This is a genomic window from Acinetobacter oleivorans DR1 (genome assembly GCF_000196795.1).
In the GTDB taxonomy this organism is placed as follows: Bacteria; Pseudomonadota; Gammaproteobacteria; order Pseudomonadales; family Moraxellaceae; genus Acinetobacter; species Acinetobacter oleivorans.
The window spans coordinates 2,375,044-2,391,585 of the sequence record NC_014259.1; the positions used below are offsets into that span (position 1 = coordinate 2,375,044).

18 protein-coding genes are annotated in these 16,542 nt (G+C 36.4%); 11 read left to right on the forward strand and 7 right to left on the reverse strand.

The window, feature by feature from the left end; translation table 11 throughout:
• Nucleotides 1-111 precede the first annotated feature (111 nt).
• The gene (gene metK, locus AOLE_RS11090) at nucleotides 112-1,278 is read left to right on the forward strand and encodes a methionine adenosyltransferase (protein ID WP_004792802.1); all 1,167 of its coding nucleotides are present in this window, start codon (nucleotides 112-114) and stop codon (nucleotides 1,276-1,278) included.
• Between the two features lie 124 nt (nucleotides 1,279-1,402).
• On the opposite strand, the gene AOLE_RS20550 is transcribed toward metK, so the two are convergent.
• The gene (locus AOLE_RS20550; protein WP_005304620.1) at nucleotides 1,403-1,651 is read right to left on the reverse strand and encodes a hypothetical protein; all 249 of its coding nucleotides are present in this window, start codon (nucleotides 1,649-1,651) and stop codon (nucleotides 1,403-1,405) included.
• Nucleotides 1,652-1,909: 258 nt separating this feature from the next.
• Between AOLE_RS20550 and AOLE_RS11100 the strand changes: the two genes are divergently transcribed.
• Nucleotides 1,910-2,104: a hypothetical protein gene (locus AOLE_RS11100; RefSeq protein ID WP_013198112.1), complete on the forward strand. Its 195-nt coding sequence runs from the start codon at nucleotides 1,910-1,912 to the stop codon at nucleotides 2,102-2,104.
• A gap of 65 nt (nucleotides 2,105-2,169) precedes the next feature.
• Here the strand turns inward: AOLE_RS11100 and AOLE_RS11105 are convergent, their stop codons facing one another.
• Nucleotides 2,170-2,733, reverse strand: a complete 564-nt coding sequence (locus AOLE_RS11105; RefSeq protein ID WP_013198113.1) for an FxsA family protein — start codon at nucleotides 2,731-2,733, stop codon at nucleotides 2,170-2,172.
• Between the two features lie 499 nt (nucleotides 2,734-3,232).
• Here AOLE_RS11105 and blaOXA point away from each other — a divergent pair, with 499 nt between their 5' ends.
• Nucleotides 3,233-4,054: an OXA-213 family carbapenem-hydrolyzing class D beta-lactamase gene (gene blaOXA, locus AOLE_RS11110; RefSeq protein WP_013198114.1), complete on the forward strand. Its 822-nt coding sequence runs from the start codon at nucleotides 3,233-3,235 to the stop codon at nucleotides 4,052-4,054.
• A gap of 77 nt (nucleotides 4,055-4,131) precedes the next feature.
• Here blaOXA and AOLE_RS11115 read toward each other — a convergent pair whose 3' ends face one another.
• The gene (locus AOLE_RS11115; RefSeq protein WP_013198115.1) at nucleotides 4,132-4,677 is read right to left on the reverse strand and encodes a GNAT family N-acetyltransferase; all 546 of its coding nucleotides are present in this window, start codon (nucleotides 4,675-4,677) and stop codon (nucleotides 4,132-4,134) included.
• Complete coding sequence (locus AOLE_RS11120; protein WP_013198116.1) at nucleotides 4,674-5,267, reverse strand: helix-turn-helix domain-containing protein; 594 nt, start codon at nucleotides 5,265-5,267, stop codon at nucleotides 4,674-4,676. The genes AOLE_RS11115 and AOLE_RS11120 overlap by 4 nt, the downstream gene beginning before the upstream one ends.
• A gap of 198 nt (nucleotides 5,268-5,465) precedes the next feature.
• Between AOLE_RS11120 and ruvC the strand changes: the two genes are divergently transcribed.
• Nucleotides 5,466-6,011 (forward strand): crossover junction endodeoxyribonuclease RuvC, encoded by a 546-nt coding sequence (gene ruvC / locus AOLE_RS11125; protein ID WP_002121356.1) that lies wholly within the window; start codon nucleotides 5,466-5,468, stop codon nucleotides 6,009-6,011.
• A gap of 7 nt (nucleotides 6,012-6,018) precedes the next feature.
• On the opposite strand, the gene AOLE_RS11130 is transcribed toward ruvC, so the two are convergent.
• Nucleotides 6,019-7,476, reverse strand: coding sequence for an NAD(P)H-hydrate dehydratase (locus AOLE_RS11130; protein ID WP_013198117.1), 1,458 nt, complete (start codon nucleotides 7,474-7,476; stop codon nucleotides 6,019-6,021).
• 26 nt (nucleotides 7,477-7,502) lie between these two features.
• Here AOLE_RS11130 and queG point away from each other — a divergent pair, with 26 nt between their 5' ends.
• Both queG and bioB read left to right on the forward strand, forming a co-directional pair.
• Nucleotides 7,503-8,603, forward strand: a complete 1,101-nt coding sequence (queG, locus tag AOLE_RS11135; protein ID WP_013198118.1) for a tRNA epoxyqueuosine(34) reductase QueG — start codon at nucleotides 7,503-7,505, stop codon at nucleotides 8,601-8,603.
• An 87-nt stretch (nucleotides 8,604-8,690) separates the two neighbouring features.
• Nucleotides 8,691-9,680: a biotin synthase BioB gene (gene bioB / locus AOLE_RS11140; protein ID WP_004792815.1), complete on the forward strand. Its 990-nt coding sequence runs from the start codon at nucleotides 8,691-8,693 to the stop codon at nucleotides 9,678-9,680.
• Between the two features lie 47 nt (nucleotides 9,681-9,727).
• On the opposite strand, the gene AOLE_RS11145 is transcribed toward bioB, so the two are convergent.
• A complete protein-coding gene (locus AOLE_RS11145; RefSeq protein WP_005304605.1) occupies nucleotides 9,728-9,940 on the reverse strand; it encodes a hypothetical protein in 213 nt (70 codons plus the stop codon).
• 63 nt (nucleotides 9,941-10,003) lie between these two features.
• The gene (locus tag AOLE_RS11150; RefSeq protein WP_004792817.1) at nucleotides 10,004-10,354 is read right to left on the reverse strand and encodes a hypothetical protein; all 351 of its coding nucleotides are present in this window, start codon (nucleotides 10,352-10,354) and stop codon (nucleotides 10,004-10,006) included.
• A gap of 446 nt (nucleotides 10,355-10,800) precedes the next feature.
• Between AOLE_RS11150 and AOLE_RS11155 the strand changes: the two genes are divergently transcribed.
• The 5 genes from AOLE_RS11155 to AOLE_RS11175 all read left to right on the forward strand — a co-directional run bounded on the left by AOLE_RS11155 (nucleotide 10,801) and on the right by AOLE_RS11175 (nucleotide 16,501).
• Nucleotides 10,801-11,337, forward strand: a complete 537-nt coding sequence (locus AOLE_RS11155) for a fimbrial protein (RefSeq protein WP_421613622.1) — start codon at nucleotides 10,801-10,803, stop codon at nucleotides 11,335-11,337.
• Between the two features lie 73 nt (nucleotides 11,338-11,410).
• Nucleotides 11,411-12,154: a fimbrial biogenesis chaperone gene (locus tag AOLE_RS11160; RefSeq protein ID WP_013198120.1), complete on the forward strand. Its 744-nt coding sequence runs from the start codon at nucleotides 11,411-11,413 to the stop codon at nucleotides 12,152-12,154.
• A 140-nt stretch (nucleotides 12,155-12,294) separates the two neighbouring features.
• Entirely contained in the window at nucleotides 12,295-14,751 is a 2,457-nt protein-coding gene (locus tag AOLE_RS11165; RefSeq protein WP_081399328.1) for a fimbria/pilus outer membrane usher protein, read from the forward strand.
• Complete coding sequence (locus tag AOLE_RS11170) at nucleotides 14,748-15,767, forward strand: fimbrial protein (protein ID WP_013198122.1); 1,020 nt, start codon at nucleotides 14,748-14,750, stop codon at nucleotides 15,765-15,767. The genes AOLE_RS11165 and AOLE_RS11170 overlap by 4 nt, the downstream gene beginning before the upstream one ends.
• 554 nt (nucleotides 15,768-16,321) lie before the next feature.
• On the forward strand, nucleotides 16,322-16,501 hold the full coding sequence (locus tag AOLE_RS11175; protein ID WP_035331443.1) for a hypothetical protein: 180 nt from the start codon (nucleotides 16,322-16,324) through the stop codon (nucleotides 16,499-16,501).
• Nucleotides 16,502-16,542 lie beyond the last annotated feature (41 nt).

Below are 16,542 nucleotides of genomic sequence, written 5' to 3' on the forward strand. Positions count from 1 at the left end.
AACACAGTATAAATGAAACAAATTCATGCTTTTTGGTCAGTATGAACTGGTCCTTAAGCTCAAGTCGATGTAACATATTATGTCTTTTGAAATAACCAAGATAGGACTTTCATGCGCGAGTACGCTGTTTTTACCTCGGAATCTGTAAGCGAAGGTCATCCCGATAAAATGGCCGACCAAATTAGCGACGCTATTTTGGATGCAATCTTAAAAGAAGACCCATACGCACGTGTTGCATGTGAAACACTGGTAAAAACAGGCGCTGTTGTACTTGCTGGTGAAGTAACAACGACTGCTAATATTGATGTTGAAGCTGTTGTTCGTAATACTGTTAACGGTATTGGATACCACCACTCTGATCTTGGCTTTGATGGATCAACATGTGCTGTAATCAATATGATTGGTAAACAATCACCAGAGATTGCACAAGGTGTAGACCGTCAAAAACCTGAAGATCAAGGTGCCGGCGACCAAGGTTTAATGTTCGGTTATGCAAGCCGTGAAACAGATGTTTTAATGCCTGCTCCGATTTCTTATGCTCACCGTTTAATGGAACGTCAGGCTGAGCTTCGTCGCTCAGGCACACTTCCATGGTTACGCCCAGATGCAAAAAGCCAAGTTACTTTTGCATATGAAAATGGCAAGCCTGTACGCCTAGATGCAGTTGTTTTATCGACTCAACATGATCCTGAAATTACTCAAAGCCAGCTTAAAGAAGCTGTTATTGAAGAAATTATCAAGCCGATCATTCCTGCTGAAATGTTCCACGCTGCGACTAAATTCCACATTAACCCAACAGGTATGTTCGTTATTGGCGGCCCTGTAGGTGACTGTGGTTTAACAGGTCGTAAAATTATTGTTGATACATACGGTGGTATGGCTCGTCACGGCGGTGGTGCTTTCTCTGGTAAAGATCCATCTAAAGTTGACCGTTCTGCTGCATATGCAGGCCGTTATGTTGCAAAAAATATTGTAGCAGCTGGTCTTGCTGACAAATGTGAAATTCAGGTGAGTTACGCAATTGGTGTAGCAGAACCTACTTCAATTTCAATTAATACATTTGGTACAGCAAAAGTTTCTGATGAGTTGATTATTCAACTTGTACGTGATCATTTCGATTTAAGACCGTTTGGTATTACTCGTATGCTGGATCTTATTCAGCCAATGTATAAACAAACTGCGGCTTATGGCCACTTTGGTCGCGAAGGATCAGATACTGCATTTACATGGGAAAAAACTGATAAAGTTGAAGCTCTTAAAGATGCTGCTGGCCTCTAATATAAAGTCATAAAAAAGCCCGCCAATGAGCGGGCTTTTTTACAGTTCAAATTTCATAATATGCAGGGTTTACTCTTTTAGCAACCATCCTTGATGCCATATCATTTGTAGCTCTGATCAAAATTTATTGTCTTGTGGTTTTATCATCCTGATTTAATACATCAAGTAATGTTGACTGCGTCGGAGTATCTTGATGGTTCTGGACATAAATATGGACAACTTTAAATACAACGACAACTGCTAGACAAGCCATCACACAAAACATCCACAAACCATACGGGCTTCGAATATGTTGCGAACCACAATATGGACATGATTTATCAGTTGATGCCACAACTTTGTCGCAACACGCACAATGGTATTGATATAGCATAGGTAACCCTCCTTCCCTCATTTCAACCGTTGTTTTTTTAATAGGTTTGCTGCATTTTTAATTTATACATCCTTTATATTTATCCTATGTGAAATGAAAAGATAATTCAATCTGAATGAACAATTGAGTCAATTAAAAAATATTATTAAAATACAAAAAGATAAGTTAAATATTATTTTTTTGGCACTATTTTTCTTATTTTGATATTTTGCCAAATTTGCTAAAATAAGCGAATAATCTCATATTTTAGGCAAATGCATGTCTCATACACAGCTGATTAATAAAGGTGGCTTTCGCGAAAGAGCAAACCGAAGTCGAGGTTATCAACAATCTGAAAACAAGCAAACCGCTCTACCTTCAAATAAATATCAACCGCAGTCAAAACCACAAGAAGAAACTAAATTAGAAATAGACGATAGTGATTCATCTACTTCGGTTTCACAGAATCAATGATAATTTTAAAAATAAAAAAAGCTTAAACCCATCAGGTTTAAGCTTTTTCATAACATCATTACTTATTAATCTTTATTTTTATGCTCAATTGTTTTGTGGTTTGGCGTAACATCTCGCGCTTCGCCATCAATAATGTTTGAATCATGGTATTGGCCTTGACCACCACCTTGCTGATTCTGCATATCTTGCATTTGGCGCATTAAATCAGCAAATGGATTTTGTCCCGAAGCATTACCGCCCATACCACCCATCATTTTATTCATCATGGCTTGTTGGCGTTTTGCAAGAGTTCTCATCGCTATGTTACGGAATGCGGTTTGAACACCAGGAATCAAAATTAAAACAGCCAAAACATCAGATACAAGACCTGGCAACATTAATAAGAAACCTGCAAAAGCGTAAGCAAGTTTTTTAGTTACAGTTGGGTCACTACCTAGCTGGCCTGTCATCTGCATTTGCTGTAATTGAGGCATAATACCAGCAGTACTTCTGCGAATAAGCCCCAAACCAATAAAGAAAGCAATAATGAACCAAAAGAACACGTACCATCCACTGATGAACTGTGCTACGCCAATCCATAAGGCAATTTCAACAATCGCGCCCAGAACTACAATAAGAAGTAAATTCATGTAAAACTTTATCTATCTCAAAAAGAAAATTCATTGCAGTTTTATTTGACCTAACCCTATCTAAGTTTCACATAAGGATTAAGCATTTCTCTTAACTCTGATTGTTTTGTCTAATTTCTAAAAAATTAACAATACTATCGGATCAATAAGAGTCTGCAATACTGGAGTACATTTGATTTTAACTCGATAAAAACAAACATGCTTTCTTATTAATGAGTGCTGTATCAGGTTTATCAAGTGCCACTTCAATCAGATTTTAAATTTTTTACTTTATTTGAGAGGAAAGTTCTTCGAAAAAGAACATATTTAGTCAAAAAAGATCTTATTTACTTAGCAAAGTTCAGATTGTTTCTTTATTTCCGCTATACATATAGAGAACTTTAAAAGTTCCACAGACATGTAAACTTCCCTAAAGAGCTTACATTTTACCTATCTAAAGTCAGTTCTATTCAAGTTAAATTAATTAATAACACTTCACAAATTACACTTAGTCAGAACTATGTATAAAAAAGTCCTTGTCGTTGCAACAGCTACTCTCTTTTTATCTGCCTGCTCTTCTAACATAGTAAAACAACATCAAATACATTCTATTTCTGCCAATAAAAATTCAGAAGAAATTAAATCTCTGTTTGATCAGGCACAGACCACGGGAGTTTTAGTGATTAAGCGTGGGCAGACCGAAGAAATTTATGGCAATGATCTTAAAAGAGCATCAACAGAATATGTTCCCGCCTCTACCTTTAAAATGCTAAATGCTTTAATTGGACTTGAACATCATAAAGCAACGACAACTGAAGTATTTAAATGGGACGGGCAAAAGCGTTTATTTCCTGATTGGGAAAAGGACATGACTTTAGGCGATGCAATGAAAGCTTCTGCTATTCCAGTTTATCAAGAACTAGCGCGAAGAATTGGACTTGATCTTATGTCTAAAGAGGTAAAACGTATTGGTTTCGGTAATGCAGACATTGGTTCAAAAGTAGATAATTTTTGGCTTGTCGGCCCACTTAAAATTACTCCTGAGCAAGAAACCCAATTTGCTTATGAATTAGCTAATAAAACTCTTCCATTTAGTAAAAATGTACAAGAACAAGTCCAATCAATGGTGTTTATAGAAGAAAAAAATGGACGTAAAATTTATGCTAAAAGTGGTTGGGGATGGGATGTTGAACCACAAGTTGGCTGGTTAACCGGCTGGGTCGTTCAACCACAAGGAGAAATTGTGGCATTCTCGCTCAATTTAGAAATGAAAAAAGGAATTCCCAGTTCTATTCGAAAAGAAATTGCTTATAAAGGATTAGAACAACTCGGTATTTTATAATTTAGGCTCTATAGCCCTGTTTTTATTTCATCACAAACTGGGCTATTTTCTTAAACTTGAGATTTGAGCTTTATGATTTACCCATCAACTGGCTGCTGTGGCGTATTTAAATTTAACTGATAAAAAGCGGCATCCAACCATTGTCCAAACTTAAACCCGACTTGTTTAAAAGTACCTGCATGGATAAAGCCCATTTTTTCATGTAAACCAATGCTTGCCTGATTGGTCGCATCAATACAGCCTATCAATACATGTAGCTCAGCCTCTTGAGCACGCTTAATCAACTCTTGCATTAAAATTTTGCTTAGCCCACAACCACGATGCTCATGATGAATATAAATACTATGTTCAACAGTATATTTATAGGCAGGAAAAGCCCTGAAAGTTCCCCAGCTCGCAAAACCTAATAACTTGTTTGTTTCATCAATAATACCAATCACTGGAAAACCATTTTCTCGTTTCACTGAAAACCAGTTTTTCATCGATTCTTCAGAGCGCGGTAAATAGTCATATAGAGCGGTAGAGTTGATAATTGCCTCATTCAGAATCTCTAATATAGCCCCAGAATATTCTGCTTCATTACAATCAATTAAACGAAAATTAGAATTGAGGGAATAGGTCATAAAGATTCCTTAACGACAGAAACAAGTTGATTAGAGACGACTAAAATATAGCGAGCGACTTGAGATGAATTATTGCTATATATGACGGGCTGGTTGAGTTGCATTGCCAAGCAATCCCCTGTGCTTAAAGCATAAGAAGAATCACCTAATTGAATATCAATTTCCCCTTCAACCACCCAGAGTTGCTGTTGTACCACCTTGGAGGTTTCACTAATTTCATAAGTAATTCGTGACTGAGGCGGGAATTCGATTTCAACGATTTGAAATGGAGATTTCCAATTTGGCGGTGAAACCTGACGGCGAATATAACCTGTTTCGGGATCTTTCCATTCTGATTGTTGAGTACGCCGAACCATAGGTTGAGGTGATTGATTGTTTTGTGGGATATCAAATAGCTGAGTCAAAGGCACACCTAAACCATTTGCCAGCTTTTCAAGGACAACAGCTGTAGGACTCGCCTCACCTCGTTCAATTAACGAAATTGCAGAACGACTTACCTGACATCGAGTTGCAAGAATATCTAAGGTATATCCACGGGCTAGACGCAATTCACGTACTTGCTGCGCAATGCGTATATTTATATCTTCCATCTGCCGACAGACTTTAATTCCAAAATTATAGATAAGTATTCCATTAAAATAGAATTACATCAAATAATTTTAGAAAATATAATTTGGTTCAATAAAAACCGAAAAATAACCATTCATCACAGCATTCTTTAAATTACTCATGCAGAACCGTTTTGGCTATGTAACAATACCTACTGAACTATTTATATAAGTCTTCACATGGCATTGATTATTGGAATTGACCCGGGTTCACGCTTAACAGGTTATGGAATCATTGAAAAAGATGGTAGTAAACTGCGTTTTGTTGATGCTGGTACAATCCGAACTGAAACTCAAGAAATGCCAGAACGCTTAAAGCGTATTTTTGCTGGCGTTGAGCGAATTGTGAAATTTCATGGTCCCACGGAAGCTGCGGTTGAGCAGGTCTTTATGGCTCAAAACCCAGACTCTGCTTTAAAACTGGGGCAAGCTCGTGGTGCTGCCATAGCCGCATTAGTTAATTTAGATTTACAAGTTGCAGAATATACTGCCCGTCAAATTAAACAGTCTGTCGTTGGGTATGGTGCAGCAGACAAAGAACAAGTACAAATGATGGTCATGCGATTACTTAACTTGACGATTAAACCTCAATCCGATGCAGCCGATGCTCTTGCTGCCGCTATTTGCCATGCTCATGCATCGGGAAGTATGAGTAAACTTTCTGTCCTTAATGCCTTAGGTGGTATGGCACGTGGACGAAGCCGCTCTAGCAGTCGTAGACGTTAAAACTTTTTTAGTTCACTACTTGAGTAATTGCTTCATTCATTTGATAAGCCTGTAAACCACGCATACCTTGTTTTGCAAGTTCATCACCTGCTTGAGCATGAAGGGTAACAATCTCATGTAATGCAATTGCCTTATGGAACTGGGCTTTTAGACTTGCAATCATTCCAGCTAATACATCGCCCATTCCACCAGTTCCCATACCAGCATTACCTTCGGTACAAATATACAAGTTATCCTCTAAAATTAAGCTACCCGCTCCTTTAAGTACCCACTGACCCGCATATTTATGTCGTAACGCATAAATTGCAGCAATTCGGTCATTTTCAATTTGTGCTGTAGAGAAACCAAGTAAGGTAGCAGCTTCCCCCGGATGCGGTGTCGCATAAACATGTTCCCCCAATTTTTCAGGCTGCTTGGCAAGAAACCATAAAGCATCTGCATCTAAAACAGTTTCTAGGTGTGTACTTTGATTTAACAAATTAAACCATTGCTGATAAATTTGCTTTGCCCAATCGTCACGGCCTAGGCCCATTCCAAAACATACCGCATCAACTTGAAATAAAATCTCTCTAATATTTTCTTCATCTAAAGCATTAATATCACGGAGCATAATATTAGGTGCCCGCGACAAAATAGCTTGATGATGCTTTTGATGACAAATCACGGTCACTTTACCTGCACCTGCATGAAAAGCAGCCTCAGCAGCCATAATGACAGCGCCACCCATTTGCTCATGTCCACCAACCACTAAGACATGACCATAGCTCCCTTTATGACCAAAAGCCAAACGTTTAGGAAGCTTAATATTTGTAGATGTCAAATAAGCTAATGGTTTCAGGTCTTCATCTATTGGAATTAAATTAACTAAATGAACTTGCCCCACATATTCTTTACCTTGACCTGTAAATAATCCAGCTTTAAGACCTAAAACAGTAAAGGTATGATCAGCTCGTATTGCAAAAGGTAAAGCACAGCCTGTATTTGCATGTAAGCCACTCGGTATATCAATCGAAACTTTTAAACCAGATTGTTCATTAAATTGTTGAATAGCTTGTTGCCAATTAGTATTTAATTCACGATTTAAGCCTATGCCAAATAGAGCATCAATATGGCAATCGAATGTTCTTTTAATATCAAAATCTGAATGAATTTGAACTTTCTTTTCTATAGCAAATTGCGCTGCACAATGTAAATCGTTTGATTCACCCAATTGAGCCGCAAATATTTCAACGTGAAATCCAGCTTGCTTTAGATAACCTGCTATGAAGTAGCCATCACCTGCGTTATTGCCTTGCCCGCACCAAACAGCAATATTATTAATGCTACGATCTTTAAAAAGCTCGATGAACTGCTGAGCGATTGACCAAGCTGCTTGTTGCATTAAACCTAATGAGGAGTTTTGTGCAGCAAACCAACGCTGCTCCCATGCTCGAATATCATCGCTATGGTAAACTACCGCCTGCATATTATTATCCTCTTGCATTTTGGTTTATGACATCTTCCGACACATCACGCATTGCAGTGCAACAACTTGATCCTCATGAATTAAAAGCATGGATCAAAGCTCAGGCCTTAGACTTGGGTTTTGCTGATTGTGTCATTGCAAAACCAGATGCTCAAGAGCAAATGCCACGTTTTTTAGAATATCTAGAACGTGGTTATCATGCAGACATGACCTATTTAGAAGAAAATCTAGAAAAACGAGCCAACCCTACATTATTAGTTCCTGGCACAAAAAGTATTATTTGCGTTCGTATGAACTATCTTGTGGAATCTCCAAAACCTCGATATGTACCTTTCGAACCCAACTCTGCGATTATCGCCCGTTATGCACGTGGCCGTGATTACCATAAAGTCATGCGTGGCAGATTGAAAACTTTAGCAACAAGAATTCGTGAAAAAGTCGGCGATTTTGAATCTCGCCCTTTTGCAGATTCGGCTCCTATTTTTGAGAAATCATTAGCTGAAAGTGCCGGTATGGGTTGGACAGGTAAGCATACTTTGCTCATTCATAAAAAGTCGGGTTCTTTTTTCGTTTTAGGTGAATTGTTTACATCACTCGACCTACCTTTTGACGAACCTGCAACAGCACATTGTGGCTCTTGTAGCGCGTGTATCGACATTTGCCCAACGCAAGCAATTGTCGAACCTTATATGCTAGATGCAAGACGTTGTATTGCTTACTTAACTATCGAATACAAAGGAATTATTGCTGAAGAATTACGTGCAGGGATTGGTAATCGAATTTTTGGTTGTGACGACTGCCAATTAATTTGTCCATGGAATAGTTTTGCCAAAACTGCGTCCATTAGCGATTTCAATCCTAGAAATGGATTAGACAATATTAGTCTACTGGATATCTGGCAGTGGGATGAAGCCACTTTTTTAGCCAATACAGAAGGTAGCCCTATTCGTAGGACGGGTTATCAGTCATTTAAACGTAATATTGCTATCGGATTAGGAAATGCTCCTTATTCAAAAGAAATTGTAGATCAGCTACACAAAGGCAAAAATTTACATGACGAAATCGTCAATGTGCATATTGATTGGGCAATTGAACAGCAACTTAATCAACTTCAGCTATCAAATTAAAAAAATGATGTTTTTTGCCCTATAGCTTTAATACGAATTCTGTATGATTATGTGTAGTGAATTAATGCCATCATCATGGATATGACAATGACTCTACGTAATGATTGGAATCGTGAAGAAATCCAAGCTTTATATGAACAACCTTTTTTGGATTTAGTTTTCAAGGCTCAGCAAGTACATCGTGAGCACTTCACTGCCAATTCGATTCAGGTCAGTACCCTTTTATCTATTAAAACGGGTAAATGTCCTGAAGATTGCAAATACTGCTCACAATCCGCACATTACGAATCAAAATTAGAAGCAGAAAAACGTATCGCTGTAGAAAAAGTGATTAGCGAAGCAAAAGCTGCAAAAGATTCAGGTTCGTCTCGTTTTTGTATGGGTGCTGCTTGGCGTAACCCACATGAGCGCGATATGCCTTATGTTTTAGAAATGGTACGTGAAGTAAAAGCGTTAGGTTTAGAAACATGCATGACTTTAGGCATGCTTAACCAATCTCAAGCAGAGCGTCTACAAGTTGCTGGTTTAGATTATTACAATCACAACCTAGATACATCTCGTGAGTACTACTCTCACATCATTAGCACACGTACTTTTGATGATCGTTTAAATACCCTAGATTATGTTCGCCAAGCTGGTATGAAAGTTTGTAGTGGCGGTATTGTAGGTCTAGGTGAAAGCCGTGATGACCGTGTTGGTTTATTGCATGAACTAGCTACCTTGCCAATTCATCCTGAATCAGTGCCAATTAACATGCTTGTTCCAATTGAAGGAACACCTTTAGCAGATGTTGAAAAGCTTGATGTAATTGAGTGGATCCGCACTATTGCTGTTGCACGCATTATTATGCCGCATAGCTATATTCGTTTATCTGCTGGTCGTGAGTCATTAAGTGATTCAGATCAAGCATTAGCATTTATGGCGGGTGCAAACTCACTATTCTCTGGTGATAAATTACTCACCACACCAAATGCTGGTGAAGGTAAAGACCAAGCGTTGTTTAATAAACTTGGCTTAACCGCAGAAAAACCAAAACCTACGGTTGCTGACTTATCAGTAAATGCAATGAGTGCATAACTTAGTGCAGTAAAATAAAAAAGCCCTGATTTTCAGGGCTTTTTTATTTAAACAGAAGTAACTAAAATTCCGTAAGTGGCATTAAGAAATGTCCCTACTCGAATAATGTCTTTTCCTGCTGCATGCGTTACAGACAATTCCTGGCTCAATACATCAAAATTAAAAGAATCGAAAACATCTTGATGGTGTAAGAGCCAAGTCACTGTATCTGCTATCTTATCATCCGCAATATAAGTTAAGGCCTTAAAGTCTTTACTCATAAATAACTCTTAAAAATAAATTTTATGAATTTTATATGAGTTCACTCTACCTTAAAAGAAAATCTAAGCTGCTTTAGGATTCACTAAAGAGCGACCTGACAATAAGCTTGTCAAAGCTTGTGGTGAGAATTCCAAAGAAAGTACATGATTCTTGAGATTAACAGAGTGCTTACTAATCAATGGAAGTAAACCATCTTCTGTTTCAAAGACGTATTCATCTGCAATATTTAAGATACCCTCAAGATTAGTTGTACTTGAAGCAAGATCATGACTAAAGATGTCATAAATCGTCTGTAGGTTAAACGTTGTCTGCTGCTCCGTTGGGTGCTTAATCAGATAATCCTTTAAAAACAAAACTAGTTTATGAGCAAAGAAAAAGTAATTTGGTTTATAGCTATACTTCATACTATTCATGGAACGGAACTCCAGATTATCTTTTATTGAATTACAACTAAAACAGTAGGAATTGAATCTTAAAAAATTCTTAAAAAATAAATTTATTCACAAGATAAATTAAAAAAATAAATTTATTATTAAAAACATATAGTTATATAAATAAAATAAATATTTACTCTCAGGAATATTTTAAATTTGGATTAATTTAATAAAATACAAATACTTAAATATTACGAGTTTTTTAATTTTATTTTAAAAATGAATCATAAAGTATTTTACCAACTGATAAAAAATATATTTCAAAAAAAATTTATTTATAAAAACAATTGATCAAAATATATATAAATATAATGTTCTTCTTGTTTTTTGGTTGAAAAGTGATATATTTCCTTCGCCTTACTTAAGCAGAATAAACTTGCTGAAAAGTAATGGATTTTATTTTAAAAGGCTATTCTGGGGATTTTATGAAAAAGTTTATTTTTATAGCAGCGGTTTCTCTCTTAAATATAACAAATGCACAAGCAGCAGATGGCACAATTACTATTAATGGCCTTGTTACAGATAATACTTGTACTATTGATACTGGAGATAAAAACCTAACAATTAATCTACCTACAGTTTCATCTCAGACTTTAAAAAATGCAGGTGACGTGGCTGGTCGTACCCCTTTTCAAATTAATTTAACGAACTGTGCTTCTGCTGGTAAAGTAGCCACTTATTTTGAACCGGGCGCTACCGTTGACTTTAATACTGGTCGTTTATTAAACCAAGCAACCTCGGGTGCGGCAACAAACGTGAATATCCAGTTGCTAGGCAGTAATAATGCTGTAATCCCCGTACTTGCTACAAGCACGAATAGCACGCAGACCAACTCGCAATGGGTAAATGTTTCAGCAGGTGGTGATGCTGACCTTAACTATTATGCTGAATATTATGCTACAGGTGCTTCTACTGCTGGTACGGTAACGTCGCAAGTAAAATACACGATTATTTATCAATAAAATTAAAACTGAAGCTTCTATTTCTAAATAGAAGCTATCTCCTATCTATTATTCATTATTGAGAATATGGCTCATGCTTTTTCGTGGTCGTAAGTTTTTTTGGGGATTAGTTTGCCTACAGGTAGCACTGACTACCATAGGTCATACTGAAATTGTTTTGCATGGAACTCGTGTCGTTTATCCTTCAAATGCACGTGAGATCACATTACAACTAAGCAATAACGGCACAGCTCCGTCTCTTGTTCAAGCTTGGATTGATGATGGAAATGCAAAATCAACTCCCGATGAAGCAAATGTGCCTTTCATTATTACTCCCCCGATTTCACGAGTAGAAGCAACTAAGGGCCAAACTTTAAGAATTACAGCTCTACCTAATTCGTCTCAATTAAGTCAGCAACAAGAATCAATTTTCTGGCTTAATGTTTTAGATATACCTCCTAAACCCGAAGGCAAAACTCAACAAGACCAAAGTACCCCAATTTCTAATAATTTTTTACAGCTCGCTGTACGTTCGCGAATTAAATTCTTTTATCGTCCTATAGATCTAAAAGAAAATATTGAACAGCTAAGTGAAAAAGTTCAATGGAAAATAAATGATCAATATCTAGTAGTAAAGAATCCGACTCCCTTTTTCCTCACTATCACTTCCATTTTTCAAGGAACTGAAGGCCATAAAGCAGACTTGTTACAACAAGGTTTAATGGTTGCCCCTTTTTCTGAAGATAAAATAAAACTAAAGAATAAAAATGTAGCAGATATGAGCTTTGTATATATCAATGATTACGGCGGAAGAGTTGAGCATCCAATAAAGTTCTAAGCTTACTATATTACTTAAAAAAATCTAAATACCTATCATGAATAGGCTCTAAAACTATGTCTAAATGGTTTATACCTTATATATGTTTAAAAAGCCCTTTTACTTGTTATGTGGCCTCAAGTATTGCGTTATTTATGCCTTTGGCAGCATATGCACAAAATAATGTTGATGTTTCAGGTTTCTCAAAAGCAGAATTTGATAGCAATTTTTTAGTAGGTAATGCACAAAAAATTGATATAGGTCGTTTCAAATATGGAAACCCCATCTTAGCTGGTGAATATAGCTTAGATGTCTATATTAATGATCAATGGTTTGGTAAACGACGCATGCGCTTTAATGCCAGCTCTCCTAACGTAAATGCCGAAACCTGTTTTACAGAAGCCATGTTACTAGAATATGGTGTAAAAGCTGATGTGCTTAGCCAACATTCTCATACATCCTCTCTTTCTTGTGATGCACTAGGTCATTGGATAGATAATGCTTTTTATTTATTTGATAGTTCTCGTTTAAGAATTGATATCTCTATCCCCCAAGTCACATTAGAAAAAAATGCACAGGGCTATATCGATCCACATCTTTGGGATCGAGGTATTAATGCAGCTTTTTTGACATATAACGCGACTGCTTATCGAATAGTTAACGAACAACATGAAAGTGTATATGCTTTCATGGGGACTAATCTTGGAGCAAATTTAGCGAGTTGGCAATTTCGCCATAATGGACAATGGAAATGGCAAGACCATACTGATTTTCAATCTGATAATTCTTCTTATACTTCAACAAATACATATATACAAAAAGCATTTCCGAAAATTCATGGTGTTGTGACTTTAGGCGATTATTTTACTAATAGTGATTTTATCGATTCTTTACCGTATCGCGGAGTAAATATTTCAAGTGATGACCGAATGCTTCCAAACAGTATGCTCGGTTATGCTCCCAGAGTGAGAGGTTATGCAAAAACCAATGCGAAAGTCGAGGTTAGGCAACAAGGCAATTTAATTTATCAAACAACAGTACCGCCCGGAAACTTTGAAATTAATGATCTTTACCCAACAGGATTTGGGGGCGAGCTACAAGTTTCGGTAATTGAATCTAATGGGGTAATTCAGAAATTCGCTATTCCCTATGCTTCTGTCGTCGAAATGCTACGCCCGCAAATGAGTCGATACTCTTTCACATTAGGACAGTTTCGAGATTCAAATCTAGGTCTAAATCCTTGGCTAATACAAGGTAAGTATCAACGGGGAATTAATAATTACCTCACAACTTACACCGCACTTCAAGCAACGCAACAATATCTCTCACTCTTACTAGGTACGGCTTTTTCAACACCTATTGGAGCGATTTCTTTTGATGCTACCCAGTCAAAAACTGAGTTTGATCATCAACCTACAATGACTGGGCAAAGTTATCGTTTAAGCTACAGTAAGTTATTTTCCCCAACAAATACTAGTTTAACATTAGCGACTTATCGCTATTCAACAGAAAACTACCTCAAATTGCGTGATGCAATTTTAATTCAAGATTTACAAAAGCAAAATATTGATAGCTTTTCCGTAGGCAAACAAAAAAGTGAATTTCAGATTACTTTAAATCAGGTACTTCCAAAGCAATGGGGAAATTTTTACTTAGTCGGTTCATGGATAAATTATTGGAATCAACCCAAGACAAATAAACAGTTCCAATTAGGTTATAGCAATCAATTTAAAGATTTAACTTATAGTTTATCTGCAATGAGCAGCGAGATTGAAGAAGACGGCGCTCGCACAGGACAAGATACCCAGTACCTTGCGTCTTTCTCTTTTCCATTAGATTTTAAGAAAAATTCTCTGACTTTTAATAGTGTTATTGGTGATAACAGTCAGATTTTAAGCTTCAGTGGCTTTACAGGAAATCGCTTAAACTACGGCGCATCAATTTCTAATCAGGACCATGATCAAACCAACCTAAATATTAATGGCACCTATAAAACCAACTATACAACACTTGGTGCTTCATTCAGTCATGCAAATTCATACCAACAAGAAATGCTTAGCTTCAGTGGTAATGTTGTTGCACATTCTCAAGGAATTTTGTTTGGGCCAGATCAAGCCCAAACTATGGTGTTGGTCTATGCGCCGGATGCTACTGGAGCACAAGTCGGTAATACACCTGGGCTAAGTATTAACAAAAACGGATATGCCGTTATTCCCTATGTTACGCCTTACCGTATGAATGACATTAGTCTTGACCCACAAGACATATCTACCCAAGTTGAACTTGCTGAAAGTAGTTTACGGATTGCGCCTTATGCAGGCTCAATCACTAAAGTCCAATTCTCAACAAAAAAAGGTTATGCACTTTTTATTAGTACAACAACATTAGATGGTTCACATCTACCTTTTGCCGCACAGGTATATAACCAGAATAACGAAGTAATAGGCATTGTCGCACAAGGCAGTCGCATTTATTTACGAACACCCTTAACCCATGATCGTTTATATGTGAAATGGGGAAATACGAGTACTGAAAAATGCGAGATTGAATACGATATAGCGGATCAAATAAAGCATAACAACCAACCAATTATTATGACAAAGGCAGTCTGTAAATGAATAATATTTTAAAAAAAATTGGATTTCTGGCAGTGAGTCTATTTGCTTATAGCCATACAAATGCAAATTGCAATTTAAGTAAAGGATTTACTACCGTCGATATTCCGATGACGATAGGTAAAATCGTAGTAAAACCAAACGATCCAATAGGAACGATCTTACAAAAGAATACTTTTACAATATCTCCTAATAATTCGACTGCAACTTGTAATCGTGCGAGTGATCAAATTATTGCAGCTCTCCCCTTAAATTATCCAATTAGCCCAATAGGCAATAATGTTTATGCCACCAATATTCCAGGTATTGGTATTCGACTTTATCGCGAAGCTGCCGATGCTTCAGATTTTTCAGGATATTATCCTTATAGACGTACATTAACACCGAATCAAATATATACACTTTCCCCTGGATATTTTGTTATGGAAGTTATTAAAACTGCCATGACAACTGGTTCTGGTGCACTAGTTGCAGGCCGTTACAGTACCTATTACGTATCAGGGCAACAGAACCGCCCATTTTTAACCACTACTGTATTAAGTAATGCCCCTATTCTTATTGCGTCTTCATCTTGTGAAATTCAAAATGGTGTAGATTCACCAGTTCAACTTCCAACCGTGATGAAATCAGGCTTTAGAGCGATTGGATCAACCCAAGGGGAACAGAATTTTAATCTATCAATCTTATGTAATGGTGGTGAAAACAACTCTGGTATCGCTACGAGCAATACGATCAGCTTAAGTTTTGATTATAATTCTGATACCTCCAATAATCAGGTGATTAATAACAGTGCTACGAATTCAATAAAAGCTAACGGTGTTGGTGTTGAACTGTTATGGAATATGAATGGGGCAAATAAGCCGATTCAAAAAGCAACCAAACTCAATATAGGTAGCGTGAGTTCCAACCAAACTGTTGAATATGATATTCCTTTAACTGCCCGTTATTATCAGACCGCCACCAATGTGACCGCAGGTGAGGTTAAAGCTACAGCGACGGTGACGATTCAATATGATTAACTATGCTCTATAAAATTACTAAAAAAATAAGCTTAACGATACCAAGGGAACACAAAGGCTATTTTTTAACTTTGTAGTTCTATTAAAAAATCACATAAAAAAATGCTCATAAGCAAAAATAGCAAATGAGCATTAGTGATAACCACTTAACCTGAAATACAAATTGTGGGAAATAGATCACAATTTGCATGACTATAATTTCAAAAAATAGCTTAAAGATCAAGTCTTTTTTTTAACAAAGATTCTAATAGCCAACATAACATATTGTTTTAAATAAATTAAAAAAATAAATTTAATTCATGAGCACTATTTTATAGTGTTTCTAAAGAATTATCATTCTATTAATTAATAAAAACTTAATTTTAAGAAAAATTAAAATTCACTCACCAAGCCAAATAAAACAAAAATCCTTTTATTTTCATAATTTTATATCAAAAACTATAAAAATTAAAATTTTACTGAATTACATAATTTATAATAAAAAAAACATAAAAAAATTTAGAATTCCCCTTCAATTGCAAATAATATCTTTAGACTTTTTATCAGAACGTAACATGCTCATTTTTTGGAAAATATTATGTATCTTATTACTAAGTCTAGGCGCTACAAGTATAGGTTTTGCGATTAGTAACATCGATTTTTTTCTTTTTTTTATAGGTTTCCTTTTATTAATCTGCTTTATCTTAGCTTTAAAGCAAGCACGTGAAGATGCTGGTTTCTTTCCCGATAATTAAAATACTATGAATTTCTAGGATATAGCATCAATAGTAAAATC